At 69.3% G+C, this 24,594-nt stretch carries 22 protein-coding genes; 16 read left to right on the top strand and 6 right to left on the bottom strand.

Annotation, left to right across the window (positions count from 1 at the left end):
* Positions 1 to 9: 9 nt before the first annotated feature.
* Positions 10 to 1,110 carry a mandelate racemase/muconate lactonizing enzyme family protein gene (locus tag IE157_RS02660; RefSeq protein ID WP_064847413.1) on the top strand — a complete coding sequence of 367 codons (1,101 nt, stop codon included), beginning with the start codon at positions 10 to 12 and terminating at the stop codon, positions 1,108 to 1,110.
* Between the two features lie 340 nt (positions 1,111 to 1,450).
* Here the strand turns inward: IE157_RS02660 and IE157_RS02655 are convergent, their stop codons facing one another.
* Positions 1,451 to 2,065, bottom strand: coding sequence for a Rieske 2Fe-2S domain-containing protein (locus tag IE157_RS02655; protein ID WP_318281272.1), 615 nt, complete (start codon positions 2,063 to 2,065; stop codon positions 1,451 to 1,453).
* A 396-nt stretch (positions 2,066 to 2,461) separates the two neighbouring features.
* On the opposite strand from IE157_RS02655, the gene catA reads away from it, so the two are divergent.
* Positions 2,462 to 3,346: a catechol 1,2-dioxygenase gene (gene catA, locus IE157_RS02650; RefSeq protein WP_064847435.1), complete on the top strand. Its 885-nt coding sequence runs from the start codon at positions 2,462 to 2,464 to the stop codon at positions 3,344 to 3,346.
* 622 nt (positions 3,347 to 3,968) lie between these two features.
* Here catA and IE157_RS02645 read toward each other — a convergent pair.
* Both IE157_RS02645 and IE157_RS02640 read right to left on the bottom strand, forming a co-directional pair.
* On the bottom strand, positions 3,969 to 4,454 hold the full coding sequence (locus IE157_RS02645; RefSeq protein ID WP_193519026.1) for a MarR family winged helix-turn-helix transcriptional regulator: 486 nt from the start codon (positions 4,452 to 4,454) through the stop codon (positions 3,969 to 3,971).
* 56 nt (positions 4,455 to 4,510) lie between these two features.
* A complete protein-coding gene (locus tag IE157_RS02640; protein ID WP_193519025.1) occupies positions 4,511 to 5,386 on the bottom strand; it encodes a hypothetical protein in 876 nt (291 codons plus the stop codon).
* Between the two features lie 162 nt (positions 5,387 to 5,548).
* On the opposite strand from IE157_RS02640, the gene IE157_RS02635 reads away from it, so the two are divergent.
* Positions 5,549 to 6,646, top strand: coding sequence for a glutathione S-transferase family protein (locus IE157_RS02635; protein WP_098053684.1), 1,098 nt, complete (start codon positions 5,549 to 5,551; stop codon positions 6,644 to 6,646).
* Between the two features lie 417 nt (positions 6,647 to 7,063).
* Entirely contained in the window at positions 7,064 to 7,909 is an 846-nt protein-coding gene (locus IE157_RS02630; RefSeq protein ID WP_167318053.1) for an HpcH/HpaI aldolase/citrate lyase family protein, read from the top strand.
* Between the two features lie 47 nt (positions 7,910 to 7,956).
* Here IE157_RS02630 and IE157_RS02625 read toward each other — a convergent pair whose 3' ends face one another.
* Positions 7,957 to 8,667: an HAD family hydrolase gene (locus IE157_RS02625; RefSeq protein ID WP_193519024.1), complete on the bottom strand. Its 711-nt coding sequence runs from the start codon at positions 8,665 to 8,667 to the stop codon at positions 7,957 to 7,959.
* Positions 8,668 to 8,793: 126 nt separating this feature from the next.
* Between IE157_RS02625 and malQ the strand changes: the two genes are divergently transcribed.
* The 11 genes from malQ to IE157_RS02570 all read left to right on the top strand — a co-directional run bounded on the left by malQ (position 8,794) and on the right by IE157_RS02570 (position 20,970).
* On the top strand, positions 8,794 to 11,025 hold the full coding sequence (gene malQ, locus IE157_RS02620; protein WP_193519023.1) for a 4-alpha-glucanotransferase: 2,232 nt from the start codon (positions 8,794 to 8,796) through the stop codon (positions 11,023 to 11,025).
* Positions 11,026 to 11,610: 585 nt separating this feature from the next.
* Entirely contained in the window at positions 11,611 to 11,847 is a 237-nt protein-coding gene (gene rpmB / locus IE157_RS02615) for a 50S ribosomal protein L28 (protein ID WP_012397434.1), read from the top strand.
* 1 nt (position 11,848) lies between these two features.
* Positions 11,849 to 12,016, top strand: coding sequence for a 50S ribosomal protein L33 (rpmG, locus tag IE157_RS02610; RefSeq protein ID WP_012397435.1), 168 nt, complete (start codon positions 11,849 to 11,851; stop codon positions 12,014 to 12,016).
* A gap of 3 nt (positions 12,017 to 12,019) precedes the next feature.
* Entirely contained in the window at positions 12,020 to 12,325 is a 306-nt protein-coding gene (gene rpsN, locus IE157_RS02605; protein WP_064847405.1) for a 30S ribosomal protein S14, read from the top strand.
* 76 nt (positions 12,326 to 12,401) lie between these two features.
* Positions 12,402 to 12,686: an HU family DNA-binding protein gene (locus IE157_RS02600; protein ID WP_064847404.1), complete on the top strand. Its 285-nt coding sequence runs from the start codon at positions 12,402 to 12,404 to the stop codon at positions 12,684 to 12,686.
* A gap of 226 nt (positions 12,687 to 12,912) precedes the next feature.
* Positions 12,913 to 13,458 (top strand): hypothetical protein, encoded by a 546-nt coding sequence (locus IE157_RS02595; RefSeq protein ID WP_318281271.1) that lies wholly within the window; start codon positions 12,913 to 12,915, stop codon positions 13,456 to 13,458.
* Between the two features lie 107 nt (positions 13,459 to 13,565).
* Positions 13,566 to 14,252 carry a copper resistance CopC family protein gene (locus tag IE157_RS02590; protein ID WP_193519022.1) on the top strand — a complete coding sequence of 229 codons (687 nt, stop codon included), beginning with the start codon at positions 13,566 to 13,568 and terminating at the stop codon, positions 14,250 to 14,252.
* Positions 14,253 to 14,631: 379 nt separating this feature from the next.
* Positions 14,632 to 15,333, top strand: a complete 702-nt coding sequence (locus IE157_RS02585) for a copper chaperone PCu(A)C (protein ID WP_064847402.1) — start codon at positions 14,632 to 14,634, stop codon at positions 15,331 to 15,333.
* Positions 15,323 to 16,594: a Dyp-type peroxidase gene (locus tag IE157_RS02580; RefSeq protein WP_193519021.1), complete on the top strand. Its 1,272-nt coding sequence runs from the start codon at positions 15,323 to 15,325 to the stop codon at positions 16,592 to 16,594. Before IE157_RS02585 ends, IE157_RS02580 begins: the two co-directional genes overlap by 11 nt.
* A gap of 55 nt (positions 16,595 to 16,649) precedes the next feature.
* Positions 16,650 to 18,911 carry a cytochrome c oxidase assembly protein gene (locus tag IE157_RS02575; RefSeq protein ID WP_318281270.1) on the top strand — a complete coding sequence of 754 codons (2,262 nt, stop codon included), beginning with the start codon at positions 16,650 to 16,652 and terminating at the stop codon, positions 18,909 to 18,911.
* Between the two features lie 169 nt (positions 18,912 to 19,080).
* Entirely contained in the window at positions 19,081 to 20,970 is a 1,890-nt protein-coding gene (locus IE157_RS02570) for an NHL domain-containing thioredoxin family protein (protein WP_193519318.1), read from the top strand.
* A 118-nt stretch (positions 20,971 to 21,088) separates the two neighbouring features.
* Here the strand turns inward: IE157_RS02570 and IE157_RS02565 are convergent, their stop codons facing one another.
* A complete protein-coding gene (locus IE157_RS02565) occupies positions 21,089 to 22,069 on the bottom strand; it encodes a hypothetical protein (RefSeq protein WP_193519020.1) in 981 nt (326 codons plus the stop codon).
* 171 nt (positions 22,070 to 22,240) lie between these two features.
* Between IE157_RS02565 and IE157_RS02560 the strand changes: the two genes are divergently transcribed.
* On the top strand, positions 22,241 to 22,891 hold the full coding sequence (locus tag IE157_RS02560; RefSeq protein ID WP_064847494.1) for a hypothetical protein: 651 nt from the start codon (positions 22,241 to 22,243) through the stop codon (positions 22,889 to 22,891).
* 354 nt (positions 22,892 to 23,245) lie between these two features.
* On the opposite strand, the gene IE157_RS02555 is transcribed toward IE157_RS02560, so the two are convergent.
* Positions 23,246 to 24,568: an ABC transporter ATP-binding protein gene (locus IE157_RS02555; protein WP_241246970.1), complete on the bottom strand. Its 1,323-nt coding sequence runs from the start codon at positions 24,566 to 24,568 to the stop codon at positions 23,246 to 23,248.
* Positions 24,569 to 24,594: the final 26 nt, after the last annotated feature.

Below are 24,594 nucleotides of genomic sequence, written 5' to 3'. Positions count from 1 at the left end.
AAGGCGACCATGAACATCACCCGCATCGAGGCGATCCCCTACTCGATCCCCTACGTGCACCCCCTGCACTTCGCCTCGGGTTCCGTGACGGAAGCGGACCACGTCCTCGTGCGGGTGCACACGGACGAGGGCATCGTGGGCACCGCGGACACCCCGCCCCGGCCGTACACTTACGGTGAGACCCAGAAGTCCATCGTGGCGGTGATCGAGGACATCTTCTCCCCGCAGCTCAGCGGTCTGGACGCCTTCGCCCGGGAGCGGATGCAGACTGTCATGGACCGCACCTTCCACAACCAGACCGCCAAGGGCGCGGTGGACATCGCCGTGTGGGACGCGATCGGCCAGCTGCTCGGACAACCCGTGTCCACGCTGCTGGGCGGGTACACCGACCACATGAGCGTCTCCCACATGCTGGGGTTCAAGCCCGCGGAACAGCTCCTCGAGATCGCCCTGGAGTTCCGGGAGACCTACGGGATCACCACCTTCAAGCTCAAGACGGGGCGCCACCCCGTCTCGCTCGACGTCGAGGCCGCCCGCGTGCTGCGCGAGGGCCTGGGTCCCGAGGCGCGGATCTACATGGACGCCAACCGCGGGTGGAGCGCCAACGAGGCCTCCGAGGTCCTGCGCCTCACCGCGGACCTCGGCATGGAGTTCCTCGAGGAGCCCGACGACGCTCGGGAAGTCATGGGCCGACGTCGCCTCGTGAGCACCTCGCCCATCCCGATTGCCGCGGACGAGTCCGCCCCGAACCTGGGCACGGCGGCCAAGGAACTGTTGAGCGGGGGAGCGAACCTGCTCGCGATCAAGACCGCGCGCTCGGGCTTCACTGAGGCCACCAAGATAGTGGGTCTCGCGGAGGGCCTGGGCGTGGACGTCTACGTGGGCAACCAGATCGACACCCAGGTGGGGACCATCGCGTCCGTGACCTTCGGCGCGGCCTTCTCCCACACGTCCAAGCGCGCGGGGGAGCTGTCCAACTTCCTGGACATGGCGGACGACCTGTTGACCGAGCCCCTGCGGATCGTGGACGGGAAGATCCACGTGCGGGACGTCCCCGGGGTCGGCACCGTGATCGACGAGGACAAACTCGCCTACTACCGGGCCCGCTGAGGCCCGCCCACCCCGTCCCTCGCGCGGGGCGGGGTGGGCGGGCCGCATCCTGCGTGCGGTCGTGGGCGGGTGGCGACACCGGGGTCGTCCCGGCTCTCGACTCCCGGCCCAGCAGGGCCCGTTATTCCTGCTCCGGTACAGGGCCGCGAGCTCGCTGCGGGAATAGATGCCGAACTTGGTATAGATCCCGGCCGCGGCTCATGTCGTTCCACGGCGCGGAGGTGGCCTGGTACGTCTTCTGGCAGGAGCGGAACTCCTCGAGATCGTCCGGGTGGCCATACCGGTGGCGTTGAAGAAGTCCTCGTACTGGCGGATCCGGTGGGCGCGGGACTTGTCCGACTCACCCTTGGGAGCGATGCAGTCGCAGCACCTCGAGGCCCTCCGGGGACTGCTCCACGATGGAGTCGATCACTTTGGTGGCGTCACCCAGGTGCTCCTCGAGGGGTAGGACATCCGGGTTCAGCGATCCGAACAGGAAGTCCTTGTAGTTCTCGAAACGGGCTACCTTGGTGAGGTCGTGGGAGCCGTCCTTGTTGAAGTTCTCCGGGTAGCCGGCGCCGCGGGAGTCCTTGACCTTGAGCAGCTCACCGGAGTTGTGGAACGTCCAGCCGTGGAACGGGCAGGTGAACGTGGTGCGGTTGTCGGTCTTGCGGCGGCACAGCATGGCACCGCGGTGGGCGCACGCGTTGATCAGGGCGTGCAGTTCACCGTTCTTGTCCCGGGAGATCACGATGGGCTGACGGCCGATGTACGTGGTGAAGTAGTCGCCCACGTTGGGGATCTGCGTATCGTGGGCCAGGTACACCCAGTTGCCCTCGAAGATGTGCTTCATCTCGAGCTCGAAGATCTCGGCGTCGGTGAAGATCTCGCGCTTGGCGCGGATGATCCCCTCCGTGCGGTCGTCCTCGACGGCGCCGTCGAGGACGTCGTGCAAACGGCTCAGGGTCTCGGTCATGGCGTAACTCCTTGAACATTGGGCGCCGACGTCAGCCCACGAGGTGGTGCGGGTGCGGGTGCGGGGCCGAGGGGCCTGAGGGGCGCGATCCCGCAGGTGAACCAGCAGGTGCGTATCCCTCATACTGATGGAGGGTGACCCCACTCATATCAGGGGGAACCCTAGGCTGAACCTGGGGTCATTTTTTCGCTTTATAGAATGAGTAACACCGGATTAAATATTTGTTGAATATAGATTCGCCGCACTAATCTGAGATGGACGTCACGGATCGCAGTTGCGTGCCTCACGGTCGCCATCCGGCCAGGGATCCGATCGACGGGTCCGGAGCGCGGAGCGAGGGGCCGCTGCCATCACCCCCGGGCGTCCCCATCTGCTACGAGAACCGTGGAGGTCACCATGACTGACAACCCTTCCGCCGCACACCTCAAGGAGAGCCAGGGCACCGCCGTCGAAGCCGGTACCAAGGCCACCGAGCGTTTCGCCGCTTCCGGCAAGAAGTCCAAGCTCGACGTCCCCAAGGAGCGCGTCTCGCTGCTCGCGGGTGCGCTCATCAAGGCTGCCAACGACATCGTGGAAGAGCACGAGGTCACCTATGAGGAGTACAACGCCCTGAAGGCCTGGCTCATCAAGGTGGGCACGGATGGTGAGTGGCCGCTGTTCCTGGACGTGTGGCTCGAGCACACTGTGGAGGACGTCAACTCCAAGGAGCGCCCGGGCACCGTGGGCACCATCGAGGGCCCCTACTACGTGCCGAACGCCCCCGAACTGCAGACCCCTGCCACGCTCGAGATGCGCGAGGATGAGGAGGGCACCCCGCTACTGTTCCACGGTGACTTCACCGACACCGACGGCAACCCCATCAAGGACGCCCAGGTGGAGATCTGGCACGCCGACGCCGCCGGGTTCTACTCCCAGTACGCGCCGGACATGCCCGAGTGGCTCTTCCGCGGCACCGTCAAGGCCGACGAGAACGGGCACTTCGAGATCCACACCATGCAGCCCGCTCCGTACCAGATCCCCACGGACGGTGCGTGCGGTCAGCTGATCGCCGCCGCCGGTTGGCACGCGTGGCGCCCCGCGCACATCCACATCAAGGTCTCCGCTCCCGGTTACCAGCTGGTCACCCAGCAGCTCTACTTCCCGGATGACCCGCACAACGAGGACGACATCGCCTCGGCCGTGAAGCCCGAGCTCATGCTGGACGTGCAGGAGCGCGCGGACGGCTCCGGCAACGAGGTTCAGTACGACTACGTGCTCGCCAAGGAAGGCGAGAGCCGCTGAGTCTTTCGCTCGGTCCCGTTACGACGGCGCACCCCGACCCCGTGTTCGCGCACGGCGGTGGGGTGCCTTCGTTGGCGTGCCCACCGGTGGCGTCGGTCAGCGATGCCGGCTGGAGGTGGGTCACCGGCAGCGGACAGCTGCGCCAGCCGAGGATGGGTCATTGCAACGGTCGACTGCAGCGGTCAGTTGCACCGGTCAAGGGTGCCGAACCTCGAAGGGAAACAGGTGTAGACGATCACACCTGACCGGGGGACAATACAAAGCATGTGAATATAACGAAATAAGTCTACTTGTGATGCAGCGGACCCCCGGATTTCCGGGGGTCCTCGTCGATTCTCGGGATCATCAGTAGCTTTACTTGCGTATCAATGTAGTTGCTGCATAAAATCGGGTTGTCGGCCGAAGTGGCCCGGGCGCATCCCCCCAAATACGCGCCCGGATGATCCCCCGGCTGGCCGGCGTCCCGATCTCCCCCAGATTCGGGATGTCCGACGGGTCCTGCCGATCCCCCAAGTGGCAGGACCCGTCCCCTGTTAACGGGCCTTTTTCGTGGAAACCCGCTGGACCCGCCGGCCGCAGCAAGCCCCGGGGTCCACCGCGAGGACCACGGTTCGAAGGTCCGTCAGGCGAGATCCATGGACCGCAAGCGCGGCAACACCTTGTCCGCGATGCTCACCAGGGCCGTCTGTTCCTCCTTGCTGAGCCGGTCCATGAACGCGGCACGCACCATGTCCAGGTGGGCGGGGGCCGCGCGCGCGATGACCTCGCGTCCGTGCTCGGTGATCCCCACCACGAGCCCGCGGGCATCGGTGGGGCTGGGGGAGCGGCAGATCATGTCCCGCCGTTCCATACGGGAGAGCATGTGGGACAACCGCGAGCGTTCCCAGCCCAGTTCCCGGAGCAATTCACGCGAAGGCAGTTCCCCCGAGTCGCTCTCGGACAGCGGGACGAGGACCTCGTACTCGGATCCGGACAGTTTGCTGTCACGTTGCAGCTGCCGGTCCACCGCGCGCTCCATGCTGCGGGACAGGGTCAGGAAGCTGCGCCACACCCGGTCCTCAGTGTCGCTGAGCCACGGCGTGTGCCGGGTGCCGGTCGTGCTGTCCATGGGTGTTTCCTCGTGGTGCGCCGCGCGGGGCGGGGGCTGGCGGGTGGACGGGGGTGTCAGTCCCGGGGGTCGTGTCTGATCCAGTCCGAATCGTAATAGTTGCCTTCGTCCCGCCGGTCCCGGTCACGCAGTCGCTCGGCGTAGTCCGTGGGACGAAGGGGCGAATCGTCGTCGTCGGGCCGGGTGAGCCGGGACGTGGCCACGAGGCCGAAACCGAGCCCGGCACCCACGATCATGGTCATCCCACCCACGATGAACGCCAGGATGTAGTCGTCCAGCAGGTCCGCGGGCACGGAGGGCCCGAGCCACGAGGGGACTACGAAGGCTGTGGCGATGCAGCCGAGGCCCAGGAGCAGCAGGGCCGCAGGGATCAGCCACAGCTTGGACCACGCACGGCGCACGGGTTGCGTGGGATCCCGGAAGATCGGCAGCGCCCGGGTCTGCACGAGCGCGTACCCCGCGACCCCGGCCACCGTGAGGACCGCCCCGGTGACCCAGCCGAGCCACGCGCCCTGCGCGATCAGACCGAGGCCGACGAGCAGCCCCAGCAGGACCACGGTGAAGGACAGCCCGCGGCCCATGCGCCGCGCCGCACGCGACGACGCCGCGCGGGCCTCCGCTGACGGGGACGCAGCCAGGCGCGGGGTCGCGGCGGACGGGGACCCAGTGGACGGCGCCGCGGTCGGGGAGCCGGGGGAGGCGGCCGAGCCGGGCGCCGTCGTTCCGCCCGAAGCAGACTGGGTGTCCCGGTCAGCGGAACCCTGCGGGCCCCCGGGACCCTGCGCGTCCCCGGGACCCGTGGTGCGGATGCCGTAGGTCGGGCGTTCGCGGGGAGCGGGCACGGGTGACCGCGCGCCGCCGCGTGACGGTGCGTCCTGGGAGGGGGAATCGGACGGGTCGTGCTCGTCCCGTGGGTGTTGGGCAGAAGTCATGGGCAAGTTCTCGGGTGAGGGGACAACGGGCTCACGCGGGGTGTTTCGACAGGGCCACTGTAGCCCTCCGCGCGAGTCCTCCGCGCGGTCCAGGGCACCCCGGGGCTACCCCACTCGAGGATTGGTGACGTATCATCAAAATATATTCACGGAAGGTACAGCATGTCGGATTCCACGACCCAGAACATCGAACAGGCCGAGGACGGGCGCTACTCCACCGCCGGGGCCTACGTCCACGAGGGCGAGGAGTACAACCGCGACACCACCTACATCGAGGACCGCATCGTGGCGGACCCGGAGCACGCGGAACTGGCCGAAGGCGCCCGGGCGTGGCCCGTGGAGGCCGGTCGGTACCGGTTGGTGGCCGCGCGGGCGTGTCCGTGGGCCAACCGCACGCTGATCGTGCGCCGCCTGCTGGGCCTGGAGGACGCCATCTCGGTGGGCCTGCCCGGACCCACGCACGATTCCCGTTCGTGGCGTTTCGACCTGGACCCGGACGGGCGCGACCCCGTGCTGGGCACCGAGCGGCTGCAGGAGAACTACTTCAAGCGCTTCCCGGACTACCCCCGGGGGATCACCGTGCCGGCCATCGTGGACATCCCCACGGGCCAGGTGGTGACCAACAACTTCCCGCAGATCACCGAGGACTTCAGCACCGAGTGGAAGCAGTTCCACAGGGAGGGCGCCCCCGATCTGTGGCCCGAGGAGCTCGTGCCCGAGATGCGCGAGGTGATGCACCGCATCTACACCGAGATCAACAACGGTGTGTACCGCTGCGGTTTCGCGGGCTCGCAGGAGGCCTACGAGTCTGCGTACGAGCGGTTGTGGGCGGCCATGGACTGGGTCGAGGAACGGCTCTCCGGCCAGCGCTACCTCATGGGCGATCACATCACCGAGGCGGACGTGCGCTTGTTCACCACCCTCGCACGTTTCGACCCGGTGTACGTGAGCCACTTCAAGGCGTCCCGGAACAAGCTCACGGAGATGCCCAACCTGTGGGGTTACGCGCGCGATCTGTTCCAGACCCCGGGCTTCGGTGACACCGTGGACTTCCAGCAGATCAAGGAGCACTACTTCGTCGTGCACCGGGACATCAACCCGTCCGGCATCGTGCCGCTCGGCCCGTCCCTGGAGAACTGGACGAGCCCCCACGGTCGCGAGTCGCTGGGCGGCTCCCCGTTCGCCCCCGGTGCCACGGCATCGGGTCCCGTGCGGGACGACGAGCGAGTGGACCCGGACCACACCCCGCTCGCCTCCTGATCACCTCACGCGGCCCCCGGACGATGCGCAGGACCCGTCCGGGGGCCGCGTGCGCCCGTGTGGTGGTGAGCACCCTCACCGGGGGTACGCCATGCCGTACGGAGGTCGCTTCTCATCGCGCGACGCCGGGGTGGTTCGCGCATCCTCGTGGGGTCCCCACAAACCCCCGGCGGGGGCTTTTGTGCCCCGGACCGACGGCGCTCGATGGCCCCTCGTACTAGGGTTGATGTCGCGTGTCGGGTGACTTCACCCGCGCGGCACCGCCGCCGTACCGCACCCGATGGGCGCTCGCCGCGGTCCCGAACGACACCCCGATCCCACGGTTACGAATCGCGCCCTGACGCCGTCGTCCCGCGGGGTGTGACGAGCCGCCCCGAACGCCCCCAGACCGATCCCACCCACTTCCCCAGGAGACCCATGGCCCCGTACCGTAACCAACGCGCCGCTGCACTTCCCGCGCGACTCTCCCGCTCGTGGTTGCTGACGTCCGCGGCGGACACGTCGCTGTTCGCGCCCGCGCTGGCCTCGGAAGCGGACTCCGTGATCCTGGACATCGAGGACGCGGTGCCGGAGGAGGACAAGGACCGCGCCCGTGAGGACATGATGGAGGCCATGCACCAGGGCGTGAGCGCATGGGTGCGGATCAACGACATCACCACCCCGCACTGGGAGAAGGACCTGGCTGCGCTGAATGAGGTCGACAACCTGCGGGGCATCGTGCTCGCCAAGACCGAGCACCCGGACCACATCACCAAGACCGCCATGATGAGCCACGCGGGAATCCCTGTGGTCGCACTGATCGAGTCCGCTGTGGGCCTCATGAACGCGTACGACATCGCGCGCGCCCCGGGCGTGTTCCGGCTCGCGTTCGGTGTGGGCGACTTCCGCCGTGACACCGGTGCCTCGGGGGACCCCATGGCCCTGGCGTTCGCGCGCTCGACCCTGGTCACGGCGTCGCGGGTGGGTGAGCTGCCCGGTCCCATCGACGGCCCCACCAACGGGGTGTCCGGGGCGGAGCTCGAGGCCGCGTGCAAGGTCACGCAGTCCATGGGCATGACGGGCAAGCTGTGCCTGAACCCGGACCAGACGGACGGCATCAATCACGCGTTGGCCCCGAGTGATCAGGAGATCCGCTGGGCCCGTGAGATGATCGAGCAGGCCGAGTCCGGTCACGCCGGTGCGGACGGTTCCTACCTCCCGCGCCTCGCGCGCGCCAAGAAGGTCTCGGAACTCGCGGAGACCTACGGTCTCTGGAACAGCTGATCCGCCGCGGGGTCCGTCCAGCGGGCCCAGCTGCGGACTCCCCGCACCTACAGCGGCAGTCCCCACACCCGCAGCATGTCCCCGACCGCGGGGTCGGCCAGCGACTCCGCCCGGAAGTGGGACGTGATGGGTTCGTCGTGGCCGTGGGGCACTCCCAGCACCCACAGTCCCGCGGCGACCGCGGCTGCGGTGCCCGCGGGGGAGTCCTCGACCGCGAGCGCGTCCGCGGGCACCACTCCCAGGCGCCGCGCGGCCTCCTCGTAGATGTCCGGGGCGGGTTTGCCGCGGGGTACGTCCTGCGCGCTGACCCACGTCACGACGACGTCCGCGAGGCCGATCGCGTGCATCTTCCGATCCAGGATCCCGCGGGTGGAGTTGCTCGCCACGGCTACCGGGACCCGCTGGGCGCACGCCCGCACGGTCTCGATCGCGCCCGGTAACGGTTCCAGGACCTCACCGACCACGTCCTCCTCGGTGCGCACGAGCCGCTCGTACACGGCATCGAACCCGGGAGCGGGCTCGCCCCGCTGCTCGGCCACGGCTGCCGCGCGCCGCGAGATGTCCCGGGCCACGTCCGCGGCGGACAGCCCCATGAGGGACGTGCCCGCGCGCTCGTCGAGCGTCACGCCGAACGATTCGGCGACCTGGGCCTGCACACGCGCCCACGCGCTCTCGGTGTCCATGAGCACGCCGTCGCAGTCGAAGACGACGGCACGCGGGCGCCAGTGCGGGCCCGGGCCGGGCAGGGTGGTATCCATGCCCCCAGTCAACCACGCGCCCCCGACGCGTCCGGCGTGTCCGCGCGGCGCTCCGGGCGTGATCCCGGTGGACAGCGGCGTCGTCGTCGACCGAGGGGACCCGTCCCCGCTGGCTAGAGTGGGGGCATGGCGGAGAACGCAGGAACTTCAGGGGAAACGACTGTGCAGCGCTTGGCCACCGAGTACGGGGTGGCCACCGAGTACCGGGGCTTCGACGGGGGAGTCGAGACCGTGCCGGAGCGGACGCTGCGCCGTGTCCTCACGGCACTCGGCGCGGACGTCTCGGACGACGACGCCGCGCGGCGCAGTCTGCGCGACCGCGAGCTGGCGCCGTGGCGCGAGCTGCTGCCGCCCGTGGTGATCGCGGAGGAGCAGTGTGAGGCCATCGTGCCCGTGGCTACCACGCAGGGGGACACCGTGCGGGTGCGGTTGTGGCCCGAGGACGATCCGGACGCGGTGCGCGAGCTGCACCCGGCGCCCGACGTGGCTCCCGAGACCCGCGAGGTCGATGACACGGTCCGCGAGCGCGTGCCCTACGAACTGCCCCGAGACCTCCCGCTGGGCTGGTACCGTCTCGAGGCCCGGACGGGCTCGGGGCAGCGCAATAGCATCGACGTGGCGGTGACCCCGCAGCGCCTCAGCACCACGGACCGGCTGCGCGGGCGCCGCCGGTGGGGCTACATGGCCCAGCTGTACTCGGTGATGTCCTCCCGCTCGTGGGGCGTGGGGGACCTCTCGGACCTCGCGTCCCTGGCCGCCATCAGCGGTGTGCAGGGCGCGGACTACGTGCTCATCAACCCCCTGCATGCCGCGGAACCCACGCCTCCCGTGGAGCCCTCCCCGTACCTGCCCTCGAGCCGACGCTTCTTCAACCCGCTGTACCTGCGGATCAGTGACGTCGCGGAGTTCCCGTACCTGCGTCCCGGGGACCGTGAGGTCGTGGCCCAACTCGCCGCGGTGCAACGCAAGGCCGTGCTGGACCCCAGCACGATCGACCGCGATTCCGCCTACGCCGCGAAGCTGAAGAGTCTCGAACTGCTGTTCACCGTGCGCCGTTCGCCCTACCGCCAGCAACAGCTCGAGGCGTTCGTGGCGCATGCCGGGCAACCCCTGCAGGACTTCGCGCTGTGGTGCGCCCTGCGGGAGGAACTCGGGGAGGACTCACCCCTGTGGCGGGACGAGGCGAGTTCCCCGGAGGCGCCGTACGCCCAGGAGGCGCGTACCCGGTTGCGCCACCGGATCAGTTTCCATGTGTGGTTGCAGTGGCTGCTCGACGAGCAGCTCGAGGCCGCGCAGCGTGCCGCGTACCGGGCCGGGATGGACATCGGTGTGGTGCACGATCTCGCGGTGGGGGTGCACAAGCAGGGCGCGGACGCTTGGGCGTTGCAGGACGTCCTGGCCCCCGGGGTGAGCGTGGGTGCCCCCGCGGACATGTACAACCAGCTGGGTCAGGACTGGAGTCAGCCGCCGTGGGATCCCCGCAAGCTCGCCGAGGCGGGGTACCGGCCGTGGCGGCAGATGCTCGGCAACATCTTCCGTCATGGCGGGGGTGTGCGGATCGACCACGTGGCGGGACTTTTCCGGTTGTGGTGGATCCCCGATGGCAACCAGGCCTCGGACGGGACCTACGTGTACTACGACCACGAGGCCATGGTGGGCGTCCTGGCCCTCGAGGCCGAGCTCGCCGGCGTGGTGGTCGTGGGTGAGGACCTCGGCACCGTGGAGGACAGTGTGCGCGAGTTCCTGGAGCGCAAGGGCGTGCTGGGAACCTCCATCATGTGGTTCGAGATGGACGGGGACGTCCCCCTGGACCCCTCCCGCTACCGCGAACTGTGCATGGCCTCCGTGAACACCCACGACCTCCCGCCCACGGCGGGCTACCTCGAGGGCGTGCAGCTGCAACTGCGCGAGGACTTGGGACTGCTCGCGCGCTCGCCGGAGGAGGAACGGGAGGAGGCACGCCGTCAGCTGGACACTTTCTTCACCGCGGTTGCGGATGCTGGCTATCTGCCCCGGGATGAGGACCCGGGGGAGCAGGCCAGGATCGAGGCGATCCACCGCTACCTGTGCGACGCACCGTCCGTGTTGATCAACGTCTCCCTCGTGGACGCGGTCGGGGAGAAGCGGATCCAGAACCAGCCCGGCACGAGCGATGAGTACCCGAATTGGCGGGTCCCGCTCGCGGACTCGGATGGCCGGCCCGTGATGCTCGAATCCCTCCCGGGGTCCGAGCGGGTCAACTCGCTCGTGGACGTGGTCAACGGCGCGCTGGGTACGCATCGCCGGGATCCCAAGGCCAAGGCGCCGGAACAGCCCGAACACCGGGACGTGGCGGACCCGTTCACGGGCGAGTTCTGAGCACTCGCTCCGGCGCGATCCTGTCAGGGGGTTGCCCCGCCGGAGGGATTAGGTAAGAATTGCCTTACCTAATCTCCCGGGTGAGGGGATGGGGCCGAAGAAAACGTGTCGGGGTGGCGGACCGGGTCATGGACGGACCGCCACCCTCGCGTGTTTCCCGTTGTGTTCTTCGGCGGCTTTTCCGGGGGCTCTTGCCGGAGGGATTCTCCCCTGGGTGCGCCGTTCGTGGAGCCTGTCACGGCGGGGCGGACGAGTTGGTCCGTTGCGAACCAGCGGCTAGGATCGAGGGGCGCGCAATCGCACCGCTTCCGCCTTCGGATTTGCGAGCGAGTCCGTAGAAGCCTAGAATCTAAGGCTGTCGTGTGGTGGAGTCCATCTACCGGCGCCTTGATCTTCACCGTCTTCGTCGTAGCGAGTGCCCTGACCGGTACTGCCGCGGGGTAAACCCATCACGCCCGGCGCGCGAACGGTGGCATTTTCTTGAGGTGACGGACCACTCTTGGCTATGGCTGCCGGCGGGAAACCGCTCGGCGGCGACCATGCGTGCCGTCATTTCGTCGACATTGGACATTGGAGGAGAACACTATGGCAGCGCACTGCCAGGTGACCGGGGCCCAGCCGGGCTTTGGCCACAGCATCTCGCACTCGCACCGCCGCACCAAGCGTCGGTGGAACCCGAACATCCAGAAGAAGCGTTACTGGGTGCCCTCGTTGCGTCGCAACGTCACGCTCAACCTGAGCGCCAAGGGCATCAAGGTCATCGATGCGCGCGGCATCGACGCCGTGGTCAACGAACTCATCGCACGTGGGGAGAAGATCTGAGATGGCCAAGGACAAGGACGTACGTCCCATCATCAAGCTCAAGTCCACGGCCGGTACCGGGTTCACCTACGTCACCCGTAAGAACCGCCGCAACAACCCCGATCGCCTCGTCATGAAGAAGTACGACCCGGTGGTCCGCAAGCACGTCGATTTCCGCGAGGAGCGCTGAGACATGGCCAAGAAGTCAAAGATCGCCAAGAACGAGCAGCGCAAGGTCGTCGTCGAGCGTTATGCCGCCAAGCGCGCTGAACTGAAGAAGACCCTCGTGGACGAGAACGCGTCCCCCGAGGCTCGCGAGGAGGCCCGCCTGGGTCTGCAGAAGCTCCCCCGTGACGCTTCCCCCGTGCGCGTGCGCAACCGCGACCAGATCGACGGTCGCCCCCGCGGCACCTTCCAGCGCTTCGGGATCTCCCGCGTGCGCTTCCGCGACATGGCTCACCGCGGCGAATTGCCCGGTATCTACAAGTCCAGCTGGTAATTTCTGCACCGGAAGGACCCGACCCCCGGTCGCCCCTTCCCCAGCGAATGCCAACCCAGTCCAGGAGGACAAGCACATGGCTATGAACCGCAGCGAACTCGTCGCAGAGGTTGCCGAGAAGTCCGGTAGCACCCAGGCCGCCGTCAACGGCGTTCTCGACTCCCTGTTCCAGGTTTTCGAGAGCTCCGTTTCCAAGGGCGAGAAGATCACCATCCCCGGCTGGCTCTCCGTGGAGCGCACCGATCGCGCCGCACGTCAGGGTCGCAACCCGCAAACCGGCGAGGCCATCCAGATCCCGGCTGGCCACGGTGTCAAGCTCACCGCGGGCTCCAAGCTGAAGGCTGCTGTTTCCTCCAAGTGAGGTAAGACCAGCGGGTCCCAGGACCCGGTGCTCGAAGGGACCGTTCACTCACTCCGTGAACGGTCCCTTCCACATGTGCGCCACTCCACCTCTTCCGCGGGCCGCCGGGTTCGTGGTTCCCCGCGCGGTGGCGCATAATGGAATCCCATCCTTTCCCCGTGAGTCCCGGAGGTGTTCGGTGTCCCCTCGCGCGCGCCGACTTGCCCGGGGCTGGATGGTCGCCTTCGTGGCCACCACTCTTGCGGCCGGTTCGCACGCCGCGGTGGACGGGACCTGGCCCTCCCCGCTGATCATCGCGCTGTCCATGTGTCTGGCGGCCCCGCTGTGCATGCTGCTGGCGGGACGGGTGCTCTCACGCTGGAGCGTGGCCGGTAGCGTCCTGCTGAGTCAGGCGCTGCTGCACACCCTGTACGCCCAGTCCGGCGGGATGGTCCACGCGATCGACTACACCCACCACCACGCGGCCCCCACGGCGGACGGTCCCGCCGTGGTGATCTCGGTGTTGCCCGCGGCGCATCACGGGTGCGGCATGCTCGCCGCCCACGCCGTGGCGGCCGTGGCCACCTACGCTCTGCTGCGCCACGGCGAGACCGCGGCGTTCCGCCTGCTGGACGCCGTGTCCCTGCGCGTGCTGCGCCTCCTTGTCCTGGCCCTGCGCCCGGTCACCACGGCCGTGCCGCGGCGGACCTCCTGGACCTCGCCGCGCGCCCTGGCCGATCAGCTCCTGCTCTCCTCCGTCTGCGGATACCGCGGACCGCCCGCCCTCGCCTAGGCATCGGCGGGGACACCCCTGGATCCGATGCCGCCCCGAGCATCCATCGCATCCATCGGCAGCCCACCTCGCGGCCCCCACGCCCCAGGGCGCAGGAGAGAACACCCATGAACCCTTCGTACTCAACACCACCTCAGCCACGGCCCACTCTGCGGACCCCGGCGCGGACGGGTGACACCGCGGCGTCGTCGGCCGCGCCGCACGCCCGCCTTTCGCAACGTTCGGCGACGTCGCTCGCGGCCCTGTTCGCCGCGCTGCTGGCCCTCGCGCTGGTCGTCACCACGGCGGGGCCCGCGAGCGCCCACGACGAACTTGTGCGGACCAACCCGCAGGCCGGCGCGAAGCTCGAGAAGGCCCCCACGGCGCTCGAACTGACGTTCTCCGGGAACATCCAGGACATCGGCAGCGAGGTCCGGGTCACCGACTCCCACGGCACGGACATGACGCGCGGCACGCTGGCCGCGCAGAACACCACGGTGTCCCAGCCTCTGCGCGAGGGCGGGGGCGAGGACGAGACCTACACGGTCACGTGGCGCGTGGTCTCCCAGGACGGGCACCCCATCGAAGGCACGTTCACGTACACCGTGGGCGACGGCGCCGCGACCGCTGCGTCCCCGGCCCCCGTGGCCTCTGCGGACGCCTCCCAGGGCGCGGCCCAGGATGCGAACGGAGCCCAGGAGGACGTGAGCGGCACGGGCATCCCGAGTTGGGTACTGCCCGTGGCCGGTGGCGCCATCGCGCTGGTCCTGCTGCTGGTGATCCTGGCCTTCGCCACCCGCCCCAAGCAGCGCTGATTCCCTGATCCGGGCGGCCCGCCCGGATCATCCTTTTCTCGTCAGGCTCCCGCCGCCGCGCTCACGCGTTCCGGCGCGCCGCTGATGCGGCCCGTCACTGACTCGGCCCACCGCTGACTCGATACCGGCTCGATGTGATCGACGGACGTGACCGCGCTGCCGCTCGGACGAGCACCGTTCGTACGACACCGGCTGCTCTGGCACCCCGGTACTCAGGGAGCGGCCTGTGGCTCGGGCATCGAGTGGGCACAGCCCGTCTGTCGAGCGGGCATGGTCCCGGTGTCGAGTAGGCGCAGTGCCGCGTCACTCGACGCCGCGTCCGACGACACGCGCAGCGGACGGGCGAGCCGGAGCACGATTCACTCCTGAGGACTCACATATGAACTACAACCTGAACACCACGTCCGTTCCCGCCCCGCGCCGTGCGCTGGCCGCTGTGGCCGTCTTGGGCCTCGGCCTGGCTACGCTGAGCGGGTGCTCGGCGCAGGGTGGGGAGGCGGCGTCGCCCGCGGGGACGGACTCCGCGACGCACAGCACCGCCGCCGCGCCCCTGGAACTGAGCGACGGCTGGGCCAAGGCGGCCGACTCCGGGATGACCGCCGTGTTCGGCAAGCTCACGAACATCTCCGGGCAGGAGGTCACGTTCACCGGGGCGGGCGCGGACGGCGTCGCGCGCTCGGTCGAGCTGCACGAGACCGTGGCGGACGGCGGCTCCGGCGCCACACAGATGCGGCAGATGGAGGGTGGCTTCACCCTCGCACCGGGGGAGAGCCTGGACCTGAAGCCGGGCGGCAATCACATCATGCTCATGGGGCTCACGTGCTCGCTCAAGGCCGGTAGTGACCTCACGCTGCAGCTGCGCACCGACAGCGGGATCCGGGACGTCACCGTCCCGGTGCGCGACTTCACGGGCGCGAAGGAGCGGTACGCGCCCGGCGAGGACGAGCACGCGGGCCACGGAGGCGAGCACGGCTCGGGGGGCGGACACTCGTCGTCGGATGCCGCCCACGACCACGGGTCGCACGAGGGCATGAGCACGAGTCCATCCTCGAGCGCACTGCCCACGTGTCATGACCACTGATCGGGGCCCTTCCGCTTCGGGGTGGAGCCGGCGATCGTTGCTCACGGGCGCGGTCGCCGGCGCCGGCGCCACGGGACTCGGGGCGGTTTCCGCTGCGGCCCTCGGCGCCGAGGACCCCCGGCTCGCGGCGGCGGGACAGGACAGCCAACGGCCCGGGCTGCGGACCGAAGCCTTCCACGGCCCACGACAGGCGGGCGTGGCCACGCTGCCGCAGGCGTTCTGCGTGTTCATCGCCCTGAACCTGCACCGGGACGTGGACCGGGACGCACTGCGGCGGTTGCTGCGCGTGCTCACGGACGACGCCGCGGCCCTCACGCAGGGCACCGCCCCCGTCAACGACCAGGAACCCTGGCTCGCCCAGAACCCCTCGCGGCTGACCGTCACGGTGGGTTTCGGACCGCGGGCCATGGCCGTGATCGACGCCGACCGGGCCCCGCAATGGCTCAAGCCCTTGCCCGCTTTCACGATCGACAAACTGCAGGACCGGTGGAATCAGGGGGACCTGTTGCTGCAGCTGTGCTGCGACGACAAGCTGACCATGGCCCACGCCCAGCGGGTGCTGCTCAAGGACGTCCGGTCCTTCGCGACCGTGCGCTGGGTGCAGGACGGGTTCCGCAACACCGTGGGCGCCACCCCGGACGGTCAGACCACGCGCAACCTCTTCGGTCAGGTGGACGGCACCGTGAACCCGTACCCGGGGGAGGCTGATCACGAGAAGGTCGTCTACGGTCAGGGCGGGTTCACCCCGTGGATCGAGAACGGGACATCCGTGGTGATCCGGCGGATCCACATGAACCTGGACACGTGGGACGAGGCCGACACCCCCGCGCGCGAGGACTCGGTGGGGCGCCGGTTGTCGAACGGCGCACCGTTGACGGGCGCCGCCGAGCACGACGAACCGGACTTCGAGGCCAAGGGTCCCCTGGGATTCCCGGTCATCTCGTCCTACAGTCATGTGCGGCGTTCGCGCAGCGACAACCCGGATGAGAAGATCTTCCGCAGGGTGTACAACTACGATCTGGCGGTGAGTGACGCGTCCGGGCACAGCCGCTCCGGGGACGTCCGGGGCGGTGTGTCCAACACGGGGCTGATCTTCGCGTCCTACCAGTCAGACCCCGTGAAACAGTTCGTGCCCATCCAGCGGCGGCTGGCGCAGTTGGACATGCTGAACACGTGGACCGTGCCCATCGGATCCGCCGTGTTCGCTGTCCCGCCGGGTTGCGAAGCGGGGGGGTTCATCGGGGACACGTTGTTCATGTGACCCCCGCGCGCGGAGCAGCACAACGAGAGAATCAACGGGCCGGAGGAACGCCACGATGAGTACCAGCGCACGCACCAGGGACACCGGCCCGCGCCGGGACGGTTCGCGGGGCGACGTCGCTCCCGGCCGTGAGCGCGACAGCGCGCCGGATGCCGGACGCCCGCTCGGCGCCGGCTCGTCGAGGGGCGCGAGCTCGTCGAACGGTGCGAGTTCACCGAACGGCGGGACCGCTCCCGCGGGAGCGGTGAGCGTGAGCCCGTGGACCATCACGGTCGTGCTCGTCGCGGCCATGATCGGGATGACCGCGGCCCTGGTCTACGGGGGAGCGGCCGCCCCCCGGCAGGTCGCGGACCCGGGAACGCTCGTGCGCTGGGGGCTGCCCGTGGTGGAAACCGTCCACAACATCGCGATGACGGTGGTGATGGGCGGGTTGCTGCTGGCGATCGGCGTGGTGCCCCGGTTCGCGGACCGCTCCCGGAAACGGCCACCGCGCAACAGCAAGGACCAGGCGGGCGAACCGGAACACCCGGTCTTCCGCAGCGTCATGCAGCTCGTGGAGGCCGCGGCCGTGGTGTGGACCGTGGCGGCCGTGGCCGTGCTGATCTTCACGTACTCGGACGTCTCCGGATCCGGTATCGGCACGGGGGGCAACTACACCCAACAGTTGCTGCACTACATCACCGGGATCGCCACGGGCCAGTCCCAAGCGGCGATCGTGATGGTGGCCGCCGTGGTCACGACCCTGGTGTTCGGCGTGCGTGCGCTGCTGGGACTGTTCTGCACCCTCGCGCTGTCCTTCGTGGCGATCGTGGCGCTGGCCCTCAACGGTCACGCCGCAGGCGGTGCGGACCACATGGGTGCGGTGAACTCCCTGGGGCTGCACCTGCTGGGAGTGTGCCTGTGGGTTGGCGGGCTGCTGGTGCTGATCTGGGTGGGACCGCTGCTGTCCCGCGAGTTCACGGTCAGCGGCCGCGGGGGCTCCCGCCACACCGAACCCCTGCTCGCGGTCGTACTGCGGCGCTACTCCGTGGTGGCTCTGGGCTGCTACCTGCTGGTGTTGCTCTCCGGGATCATCAATGCCGCGGTGCGCATCGGAACGTGGGAGCAGCTGACGTCTTCCTACGGGATCCTGGCGCTCACCAAACTCGTGCTGACCCTGTTGTTGGCCCTGGCGGGTTTCGCGCACCGGCAGTGGCTGATCCCCGGGGTCGCGGACGGCTCCCGGTCCCGCGCGGCCACCATGTGGCGCGTGCTCGTGGTGGAAGTGGTGCTCATGGGGCTGCTCATGGGCATCGCCACGGCCCTGAGCCGCACCGCCCCGCCCGTCCCGGAGGAGCTCGCACCGGACGCCTCCCCGGCGCGGATCCTCACGTGGTACGAACTGCCCCCGGAGCCCACGTTCGCCCGCTGGTTCACCACGTGGCGTCTGGACTGGTTCTGGGTGGCCGTGGTCGTGTTCCTGGCCGTGGTGTACCTGTGGGCCGCGATCAAGGTGTGGCGCCGCGGGGACTCGTGGTCCGTGCTGCGCACCGTGTCCTGGTTCGTGGGTCTGGCGACACTGCTCTACGCGACGAGCGGCGGGGTGGCGGTCTACGCCCGCGTGCTGTTCTCCGCCCACATGGTCGAGCACATGAGCCTGACCATGATCGTGCCGCTGTTCCTGGTCTCGGGCGCCCCCGTCACCGTGGTGCTCAAGGCCCTCGAACCACGCCGGGACGGTACCCGCGGCCCGCGTGAGTGGATCCTGCGTCTCGTGCACTCCACGTGGGGCAGGATCGTGACGCACCCGATCTTCGCGGCCGCGAACTTCGCGTTCTCGATCGTGCTGTTCTACTTTACGGACCTGTTCCGCTTCACGCTGCGCTACCACGTGGGCCACGAGTTCATGATGGTGCACTTCCTGTTCACGGGGTACATGTTCGCGCTCGTGCTGATCGGCATCGACCCCATCCCGCGCCGGCCCAGCTACCCCATGCGTCTCGTGCTGCTGCTCGCGACCATGGCCGCGCACGCGTTCATCGGCATCAGCATCATGAGCCTGACCACGGTGCTGCAGGCCTCGTGGTTCGGCAACATGGGCCGCCCGTGGGGTCCCAGCGCCCTGGACGACCAGCAGCTCGGCGGCATGCTCATGTGGGGGATCGGCGAGTTCCCCACGTTCCTGCTCGCCGTCATCGTGGCCGTGCTGTGGGCCATGGAGGGCGCCAAGGAGAACCGCCGGGTGGACCGGCAGGCCGATCGCACGGACGACGCCGAACTGCGCGCCTACAACGAGATGATGGCCGAGCTCGCGGAGCGGGACGAGCGGCGTCGTTGACGTCCGCCGGGACGGGCGCGGGCGAGGCCGGGCGGGTGGCGGACGGGTCCGCGGGGTGTTCGGGAACGTCACGTAACGCACGGGAAGCTCTGCCCCGTGGATAACGTTGTCCCAGGAAGAAACCCCTGACCCCCGGTGGAAGGACCCAGACACCGTGACCTCCGCACGCATGAACACACCCGTCCGCGCCTCGGAACTTGAGGGCAGAGCCTGGCTGAACACCGGCGGTGAGCGACTGGACCTGCAGGCGCTGCGGGGCAAGATCGTGATCCTGGACTTCTGGTCCTTCTGCTGCATCAACTGCCTGCACGTGCTGGACGAGCTGCGCCCCCTCGAGGAGAAGTACGCGGACGTGCTCGTGACCGTGGGTGTGCATTCCCCCAAGTTCGAGCACGAGGCGGACCCGGACGCACTGGCCGCGGCGGTGGATCGCTACGAGATCACCCACCCGGTGCTCGACGACCCCCGGTTGAGCACGTGGGACGCCTACACGGCGCGCGCGTGGCCCACCCTGGTGGTCGTGGATCCCGAGGGGTACATCGTGGCGCACCTCTCGGGTGAGGGCCACGTCCAGGGGCTGGAATCCCTCGTGTCCGAACTCGTGGCCGAGCACGACGCCAAGGGCACCCTGCACCGCGGGGACGGCCCCTACGTCCCGCGCCCGCAGCCCGAGGGGGACCTGCGCTTCCCCGGCAAGGTCGTGGTCCTTCCGGACGGTTCCTTCATGGTCAGCGACACCGGTCACCACCGCCTGGTCCAGCTCGAGGAGGACCTCACCACGGTTCGTCGGGCCATCGGTTCGGGCACCAAGGGCTGGGCGGACGGCCCCCGGGACGCCGCGCGGTTCAACGAACCCCAGGGCATCGCGGTGCTCCCCGAGCGCGTGCGTGCCGACGTCGGCTACGACCTCGTGGTCGCGGACATCGTCAACCACCGGCTGCGCGGCGTGGAACTGGGCACCGGCGCGGTGCGCACTTTGGCGGGCAATGGCGTCCAGCGCCTGCTCGACGACGCCCGCGCGCGCGGCGTGGACCCCAACGAGATCCCGCAGGATGCCCCGGCCACGTCCGTGGCGCTGTCCTCCCCGTGGGACGTGACGTGGTCCGACGCCGCGGACACCCTGGTGGTCGCGATGGCCGGGACGCACCAACTGTTCTCGTTCGACCCGCGCACCGGGGCGCTCGCCGTGCTGGCCGGGACCGGGGACGAGGGACTGCGCGACGGTTCCGCGCCCGAGAGCTGGTTCGCCCAGCCCTCCGGCCTGGCTCAAGACGCCCACGGGGCCGTGTGGGTCGCGGACTCCGAGTCCTCCGCGCTGCGCAGCGTGCGCTTCGGCGAGGACGGGTCCGCATCGGTGGAATCCGCCGTGGGACTCGGACTGTTCGACTTCGGGTTCCGGGACGGGCCGGCCGATCAGGCACGGTTCCAGCACTGCCTGGGGGTGTGCGTGCTCCCGGACGGATCCGTGGCCGTGGCCGACACCTACAACGGTGCGGTGCGCCGGTTCGACCCCGCAACCGGTGAGGTCTCCACGCTGACCCGCGGACTCGCTGAGCCCTCCGACGTCCTGCTCGACACGAGCCACGACGAGCCCGTCCTGGTGGTCGTGGAGGCCAATGCCCACCGCCTCGTGCGGGTGGCGGTGCCCAAGCAGGCCCAGACCGTAGACGAGGGTGCGGCCAGCATGCAGCGCAAGCGCACGCCGGTGGCCCCCGGGGAGCTCGAGCTCACGGTGCGGTTCTCGGCCCCCACGGGTCAGAAGCTCGACACCCGGTGGGGTGATCCCACGCAGCTGAAGGTGTCCTCGTCCCCGGAGGACGCGCTCGTGCAGGGTGACGGGACCGCCCAGGGGCTGACCCGCTCCCTGCGGATCGCGGACGGTGTCACGGAGGGGGTCCTGCACATCACGGCCCGCGCGGCGGCGTGCGACGGCTCCCCGGACGGGGAGATCCCGGAGCACGCGGCGTGCCACCTGTACCAGCAGGACTGGGGGATCCCGTTCACGGTGGACCCGCAGGCCCCGGCAGGACTCACGCTGGACCTGCGCGGAACGGACTGAGCGGGGCCCACGGGCACCACGGCCCGTCCTTCTCCCACGCCCCGCCCAATCCGTCTCCCACCACCCGCCCCGGGCGCAGATGCACCCGGGGCACACCCGTCAGCGCGGCGTCCGCCCGTCAGCGCGGCGTGAGGGTCACCTCGTCCCCGGTGACCCTCACGTCCGCGCTCAGCAGGAACGGGACCTCATCGGTGACCTGGGATGTGGTGCCGTCATAGAGGTCCACCGCGGTGAACTCGATGCGCGCGATCCCCCGGCTGTCGGGCACGTGCCAGCGGCCCGCGGCGGCGTCCTCCAAGGAGACGTAGGGCGTGGGGTAGTCCTTGATGCTCCAGGAGACGCGGCCCTGGATGCGTCCGTCGAACTGATAGGAGAAGGGGCATCCCGCGGGGTAGAGGCTGTCCTGTGCGGCACACTCGTCCAGGTGCTCGTGGATCTGTTTGTCCACCTGGTGGGTGAGGCGTTCGGACGGCTCGGCCTCGAGCTTCATGGTGGTGTTCTCCCGGGCGTCGCTCACGGCCACCTCCTGCGGCTCGGCGCGCACCATGGGGGAGGTGTAGGAGCCCGTGTAGATCCCGGGGTAGAAGACCGCGAACTCACGGGAGGACCCGGGGAGCGCCACGGACGCGCCGTTGATGTCCACCGCGGTGGAACCCGGCATGGCCACGTTCATGGTGGGCAGCGTGGAGGGATCGAAGTCCCACACCGTGAAGAACCCCCATTGCGTCTCCGCGGGGTGGAGCGTGAACTCGGAGGACACCTCATGACCGTTCAGCGTGTAGCTCGCCCGCACCACCGCCCGGTCCCCGGACAACGCGACGGTGCGCACGGACACGTCCTCGAGTCCCTTGCTCGCCTCGGCCAGGGGTTCGCCGTCCAACAGGGCCGCGTTGGAGTCCGGGACCTGGGCGTTGAGCAACCCCAGGGCCTTGCCGCCGTCGCCGGCCTGGAGTGCCTGGAAGTAATCGCGTACGTCCGTCTCGGGCCCGTACGCGTACTTGTTAACGAGCGCAATGGTCACAGCCGCACCCGCGAGCGCCAGCAGGATCAGGACGAACCATGCCCCCACGGCCCTGACGATGCGTTCACTGGGTTCCATGAGTCCCCACGCTAGTGGACGTCCCGGGGAGCGGGCCCCGCGTGTCCCGGCGATGACCCGCCCGCTGCCGGGCCGCTAGGCTGAACCGGGCGGCGCGGGGGCACCGCCCCCGGACGGCGCGATCGCCCACTCCGGTGTGATCCCCGAGGACGGCAGGCACGAGGGCGGCTCATGGCGGAAACCATCCGACAGATCCCGGCGAAGTACGGGGCACCGGAACACGTGTTCCACCCCCGAATGGGGTCGTACGGCCGCCGGCTCGGCGCGGCACTTCCCCCGCTGTTGCTCGTGGTCGTCGCGGTGTTCGTGATCGGGTACCGCCGCCCGGCCGGCCCCGCGATGGGCGTGCTGCTCCTGCTCGCCCTCGTGGGCCTCGTGACGGCCTACGCCTACCTGCGCCCCGCGCTCGTGGTGCTCACCGCGCACCACGTCCTGCTCTCCCGCTGGGTCGGTTTCCGGGCCGTGCCCCGCGAGCGGATCGCCCAGGTGGTCACGGTCCGGACGCTGCTCGCGGCGCGCCCGCGCAGCCGCGGGTCCCGCGGTCGACCCTGCCTCTGGTTCGTCACCCAGGCCGGGCGCTCGGCGCTCTTCCTGGACGGGACGGTCTGGGACGCGCGCACCCTGGACGAGCTGGCCCGGGCGAGCGGCGCCCAGCACGTCAACTTCCAGCGGGCCACGCCGGCGCAGCTCACGGAGCACTGGCCCCGGCTCGTCGCGTGGCGGGTGCGCTACCCGCGTGTGCGCTACGTCGCGACGTCGTGCGCGCTGATCGCGGCGGTCGCCCTGTTCGTGTGGTGGGCCTTCACGCGGGGCCCCGCCTGATACACCCGCCCCAGTCGGCAGCAGAGCCGTCCGGGTGCGACGGCGCTCGGTTCCCGTGCAGGGGCCAGGCCGGGCTCTGACCCCCGGCTTCGGGTCCCACCGCGGGCCGTGGCGCCTCCAGCGCTGCCCTGGACCACGACGACGTTCGGTTCCCTGGGCGACGAGGTCGCTCGGTTCCTTTCGGGGGCCGGGCGGAGACGTGCCCCGCGCCTTCCGCCTTCCGGCTCGGCCGCGGAGCGTGGCGCCCGAGCGGGCCCGGGCGGTTCCGGGTACGACGACGGCCGACCCCCTTCTCGGGGACCGGCCGTCGTACGGTCGGCGGGGCCGCGGTGTGCCACGGCCCGTGCCGGATGCTCAGCGAGCGGCGGTGCTGCCGTCCATGTGGTTGCCGGTGACCGCGCCGTCGGACCGTTCGGTGGAACCCGCCGAGCCCACGTGCCGACGCGAACGCTCGATCTCCGCCTTGCGCTCCTCGTTGGCCTCGCGGGTCAGCTCCGCACCGGCCTCCGCGTCACGCGTGAGGTTCTCGCCCGTCTCCGGGTTGAACACGTGCATCTTGCGGCTGTCCAGCCAGATCTTTGCCGTGGAGCCACCGCGGATGCGGGAGGACGCGTCCAGGGAGACGACCACCTGGGCGGGCATCTCGTCAGCGTCCAGCTCTTGGGCCAGCTCGTTGAGTTTGTGCTGCACGGCGGCATCCTGCTGGTAGTGGATGTAGCCGTACTGCTGGTTGCCCAGCCACTCGGTGTGCGTGAATTCGGAGTCGAAGACGGTCCCGTGGGGGATTTTCGTCTCGTCCACGAACTTCGCGTCCTCGAAGTGCTCCGGGCGCAGGCCCAGCAGCACGATCTCGGGGGCGTTCGTGAGCTTGCCCTGCACGCGCTCCGGAACCTCGATGTCCCCGATCGGGGTGTGGAACACCGAGCCGTTCACGCGCGCCGGGATGAAGTTCATGGACGGAGCGCCGATGAACCCCGCCACGAACAGGTTGACGGGCTGTTCGTAGAGCTCCCGCGGGGACGCGATCTGCTGGAGCTGACCACGCTTGAGCACGGCCACACGGTCACCGAGGGTCATGGCCTCGGTCTGGTCGTGGGTCACGTACAGCGACGTGATGCCCATGCGGCGCTGCAGCTGCGCGATCACCGTGCGCATCTGGCCGCGCAGCTTGGCGTCCAGGTTGGACAGGGGTTCGTCGAAGAGGAAAGCGTCCGCGTCACGCACGATCGCGCGCCCCATGGCCACGCGCTGGCGCTGACCGCCGGAGAGGTTCGCCGGCTTGCGCTCGAGGTGTTCGTTGAGGTCCAGGGTGTCCGCCGCCTCGCGCACCTTGCGGTCGATCTCTTCCTCGCTGAACTGCCCCTTGGACAGGCGCAGCGGGAAGGCGATGTTCTCGTACACCGACAGGTGCGGGTACAGCGCGTAGTTCTGGAACACCATTGAGAGGTTGCGATCACGCGGCTGCTTGTCGTTGACGCGCACCCCGTTGATGTTCAGGTCCCCGGAGGTGATGTCCTCGAGGCCCACGACCATGCGCAGGAGCGTGGACTTTCCGCAGCCGGAGGGGCCCACGAGGATCAGGAACTCGCCATCGGCGACGTCGATGGAGATGTCGTTGACCGCGGGGAAACCGTCGTCGTACTTCTTGACGAGGTGTTCCATGGTGATTGCTGCCATATCTACTCAGTCCTATCTATGTCTAA

The sequence above is a fragment of the Kocuria marina genome (assembly GCA_014652975.1).
GTDB lineage: Bacteria > Actinomycetota > Actinomycetes > Actinomycetales > Micrococcaceae > Kocuria > Kocuria marina.
The sequence above is the reverse complement of the archived record's forward strand: the minus strand, read 5'-3'. Positions and strand labels throughout refer to the sequence as shown.

Excerpts from the sequence above, each read along its gene's own strand:
- rpsN (WP_064847405.1), top strand. The coding sequence starts at position 12,020 with ATGGCCAAGAAGTCAAAGATCGCCAAGAACGAGCAGCGCAAGGTCGTC.
- rpmG (WP_012397435.1), top strand. The coding sequence starts at position 11,849 with ATGGCCAAGGACAAGGACGTACGTCCCATCATCAAGCTCAAGTCCACG.
- malQ (WP_193519023.1), top strand. The coding sequence starts at position 8,794 with ATGGCGGAGAACGCAGGAACTTCAGGGGAAACGACTGTGCAGCGCTTG.
- IE157_RS02590 (WP_193519022.1), top strand. The coding sequence starts at position 13,566 with ATGAACCCTTCGTACTCAACACCACCTCAGCCACGGCCCACTCTGCGG.
- catA (WP_064847435.1), top strand. The coding sequence starts at position 2,462 with ATGACTGACAACCCTTCCGCCGCACACCTCAAGGAGAGCCAGGGCACC.
- IE157_RS02560 (WP_064847494.1), top strand. The coding sequence starts at position 22,241 with ATGGCGGAAACCATCCGACAGATCCCGGCGAAGTACGGGGCACCGGAA.
- IE157_RS02575 (WP_318281270.1), top strand. The coding sequence starts at position 16,650 with ATGAGTACCAGCGCACGCACCAGGGACACCGGCCCGCGCCGGGACGGT.
- IE157_RS02565 (WP_193519020.1), bottom strand. The coding sequence starts at position 22,069 with ATGGAACCCAGTGAACGCATCGTCAGGGCCGTGGGGGCATGGTTCGTC.
- IE157_RS02555 (WP_241246970.1), bottom strand. The coding sequence starts at position 24,568 with ATGGCAGCAATCACCATGGAACACCTCGTCAAGAAGTACGACGACGGT.
- IE157_RS02580 (WP_193519021.1), top strand. The coding sequence starts at position 15,323 with ATGACCACTGATCGGGGCCCTTCCGCTTCGGGGTGGAGCCGGCGATCG.
- IE157_RS02655 (WP_318281272.1), bottom strand. The coding sequence starts at position 2,065 with ATGACCGAGACCCTGAGCCGTTTGCACGACGTCCTCGACGGCGCCGTC.
- IE157_RS02585 (WP_064847402.1), top strand. The coding sequence starts at position 14,632 with ATGAACTACAACCTGAACACCACGTCCGTTCCCGCCCCGCGCCGTGCG.
- IE157_RS02600 (WP_064847404.1), top strand. The coding sequence starts at position 12,402 with ATGGCTATGAACCGCAGCGAACTCGTCGCAGAGGTTGCCGAGAAGTCC.
- IE157_RS02570 (WP_193519318.1), top strand. The coding sequence starts at position 19,081 with ATGAACACACCCGTCCGCGCCTCGGAACTTGAGGGCAGAGCCTGGCTG.
- rpmB (WP_012397434.1), top strand. The coding sequence starts at position 11,611 with ATGGCAGCGCACTGCCAGGTGACCGGGGCCCAGCCGGGCTTTGGCCAC.
- IE157_RS02645 (WP_193519026.1), bottom strand. The coding sequence starts at position 4,454 with ATGGACAGCACGACCGGCACCCGGCACACGCCGTGGCTCAGCGACACT.
- IE157_RS02630 (WP_167318053.1), top strand. The coding sequence starts at position 7,064 with ATGGCCCCGTACCGTAACCAACGCGCCGCTGCACTTCCCGCGCGACTC.
- IE157_RS02625 (WP_193519024.1), bottom strand. The coding sequence starts at position 8,667 with ATGGATACCACCCTGCCCGGCCCGGGCCCGCACTGGCGCCCGCGTGCC.
- IE157_RS02635 (WP_098053684.1), top strand. The coding sequence starts at position 5,549 with ATGTCGGATTCCACGACCCAGAACATCGAACAGGCCGAGGACGGGCGC.
- IE157_RS02640 (WP_193519025.1), bottom strand. The coding sequence starts at position 5,386 with ATGACTTCTGCCCAACACCCACGGGACGAGCACGACCCGTCCGATTCC.
- IE157_RS02660 (WP_064847413.1), top strand. The coding sequence starts at position 10 with ATGAACATCACCCGCATCGAGGCGATCCCCTACTCGATCCCCTACGTG.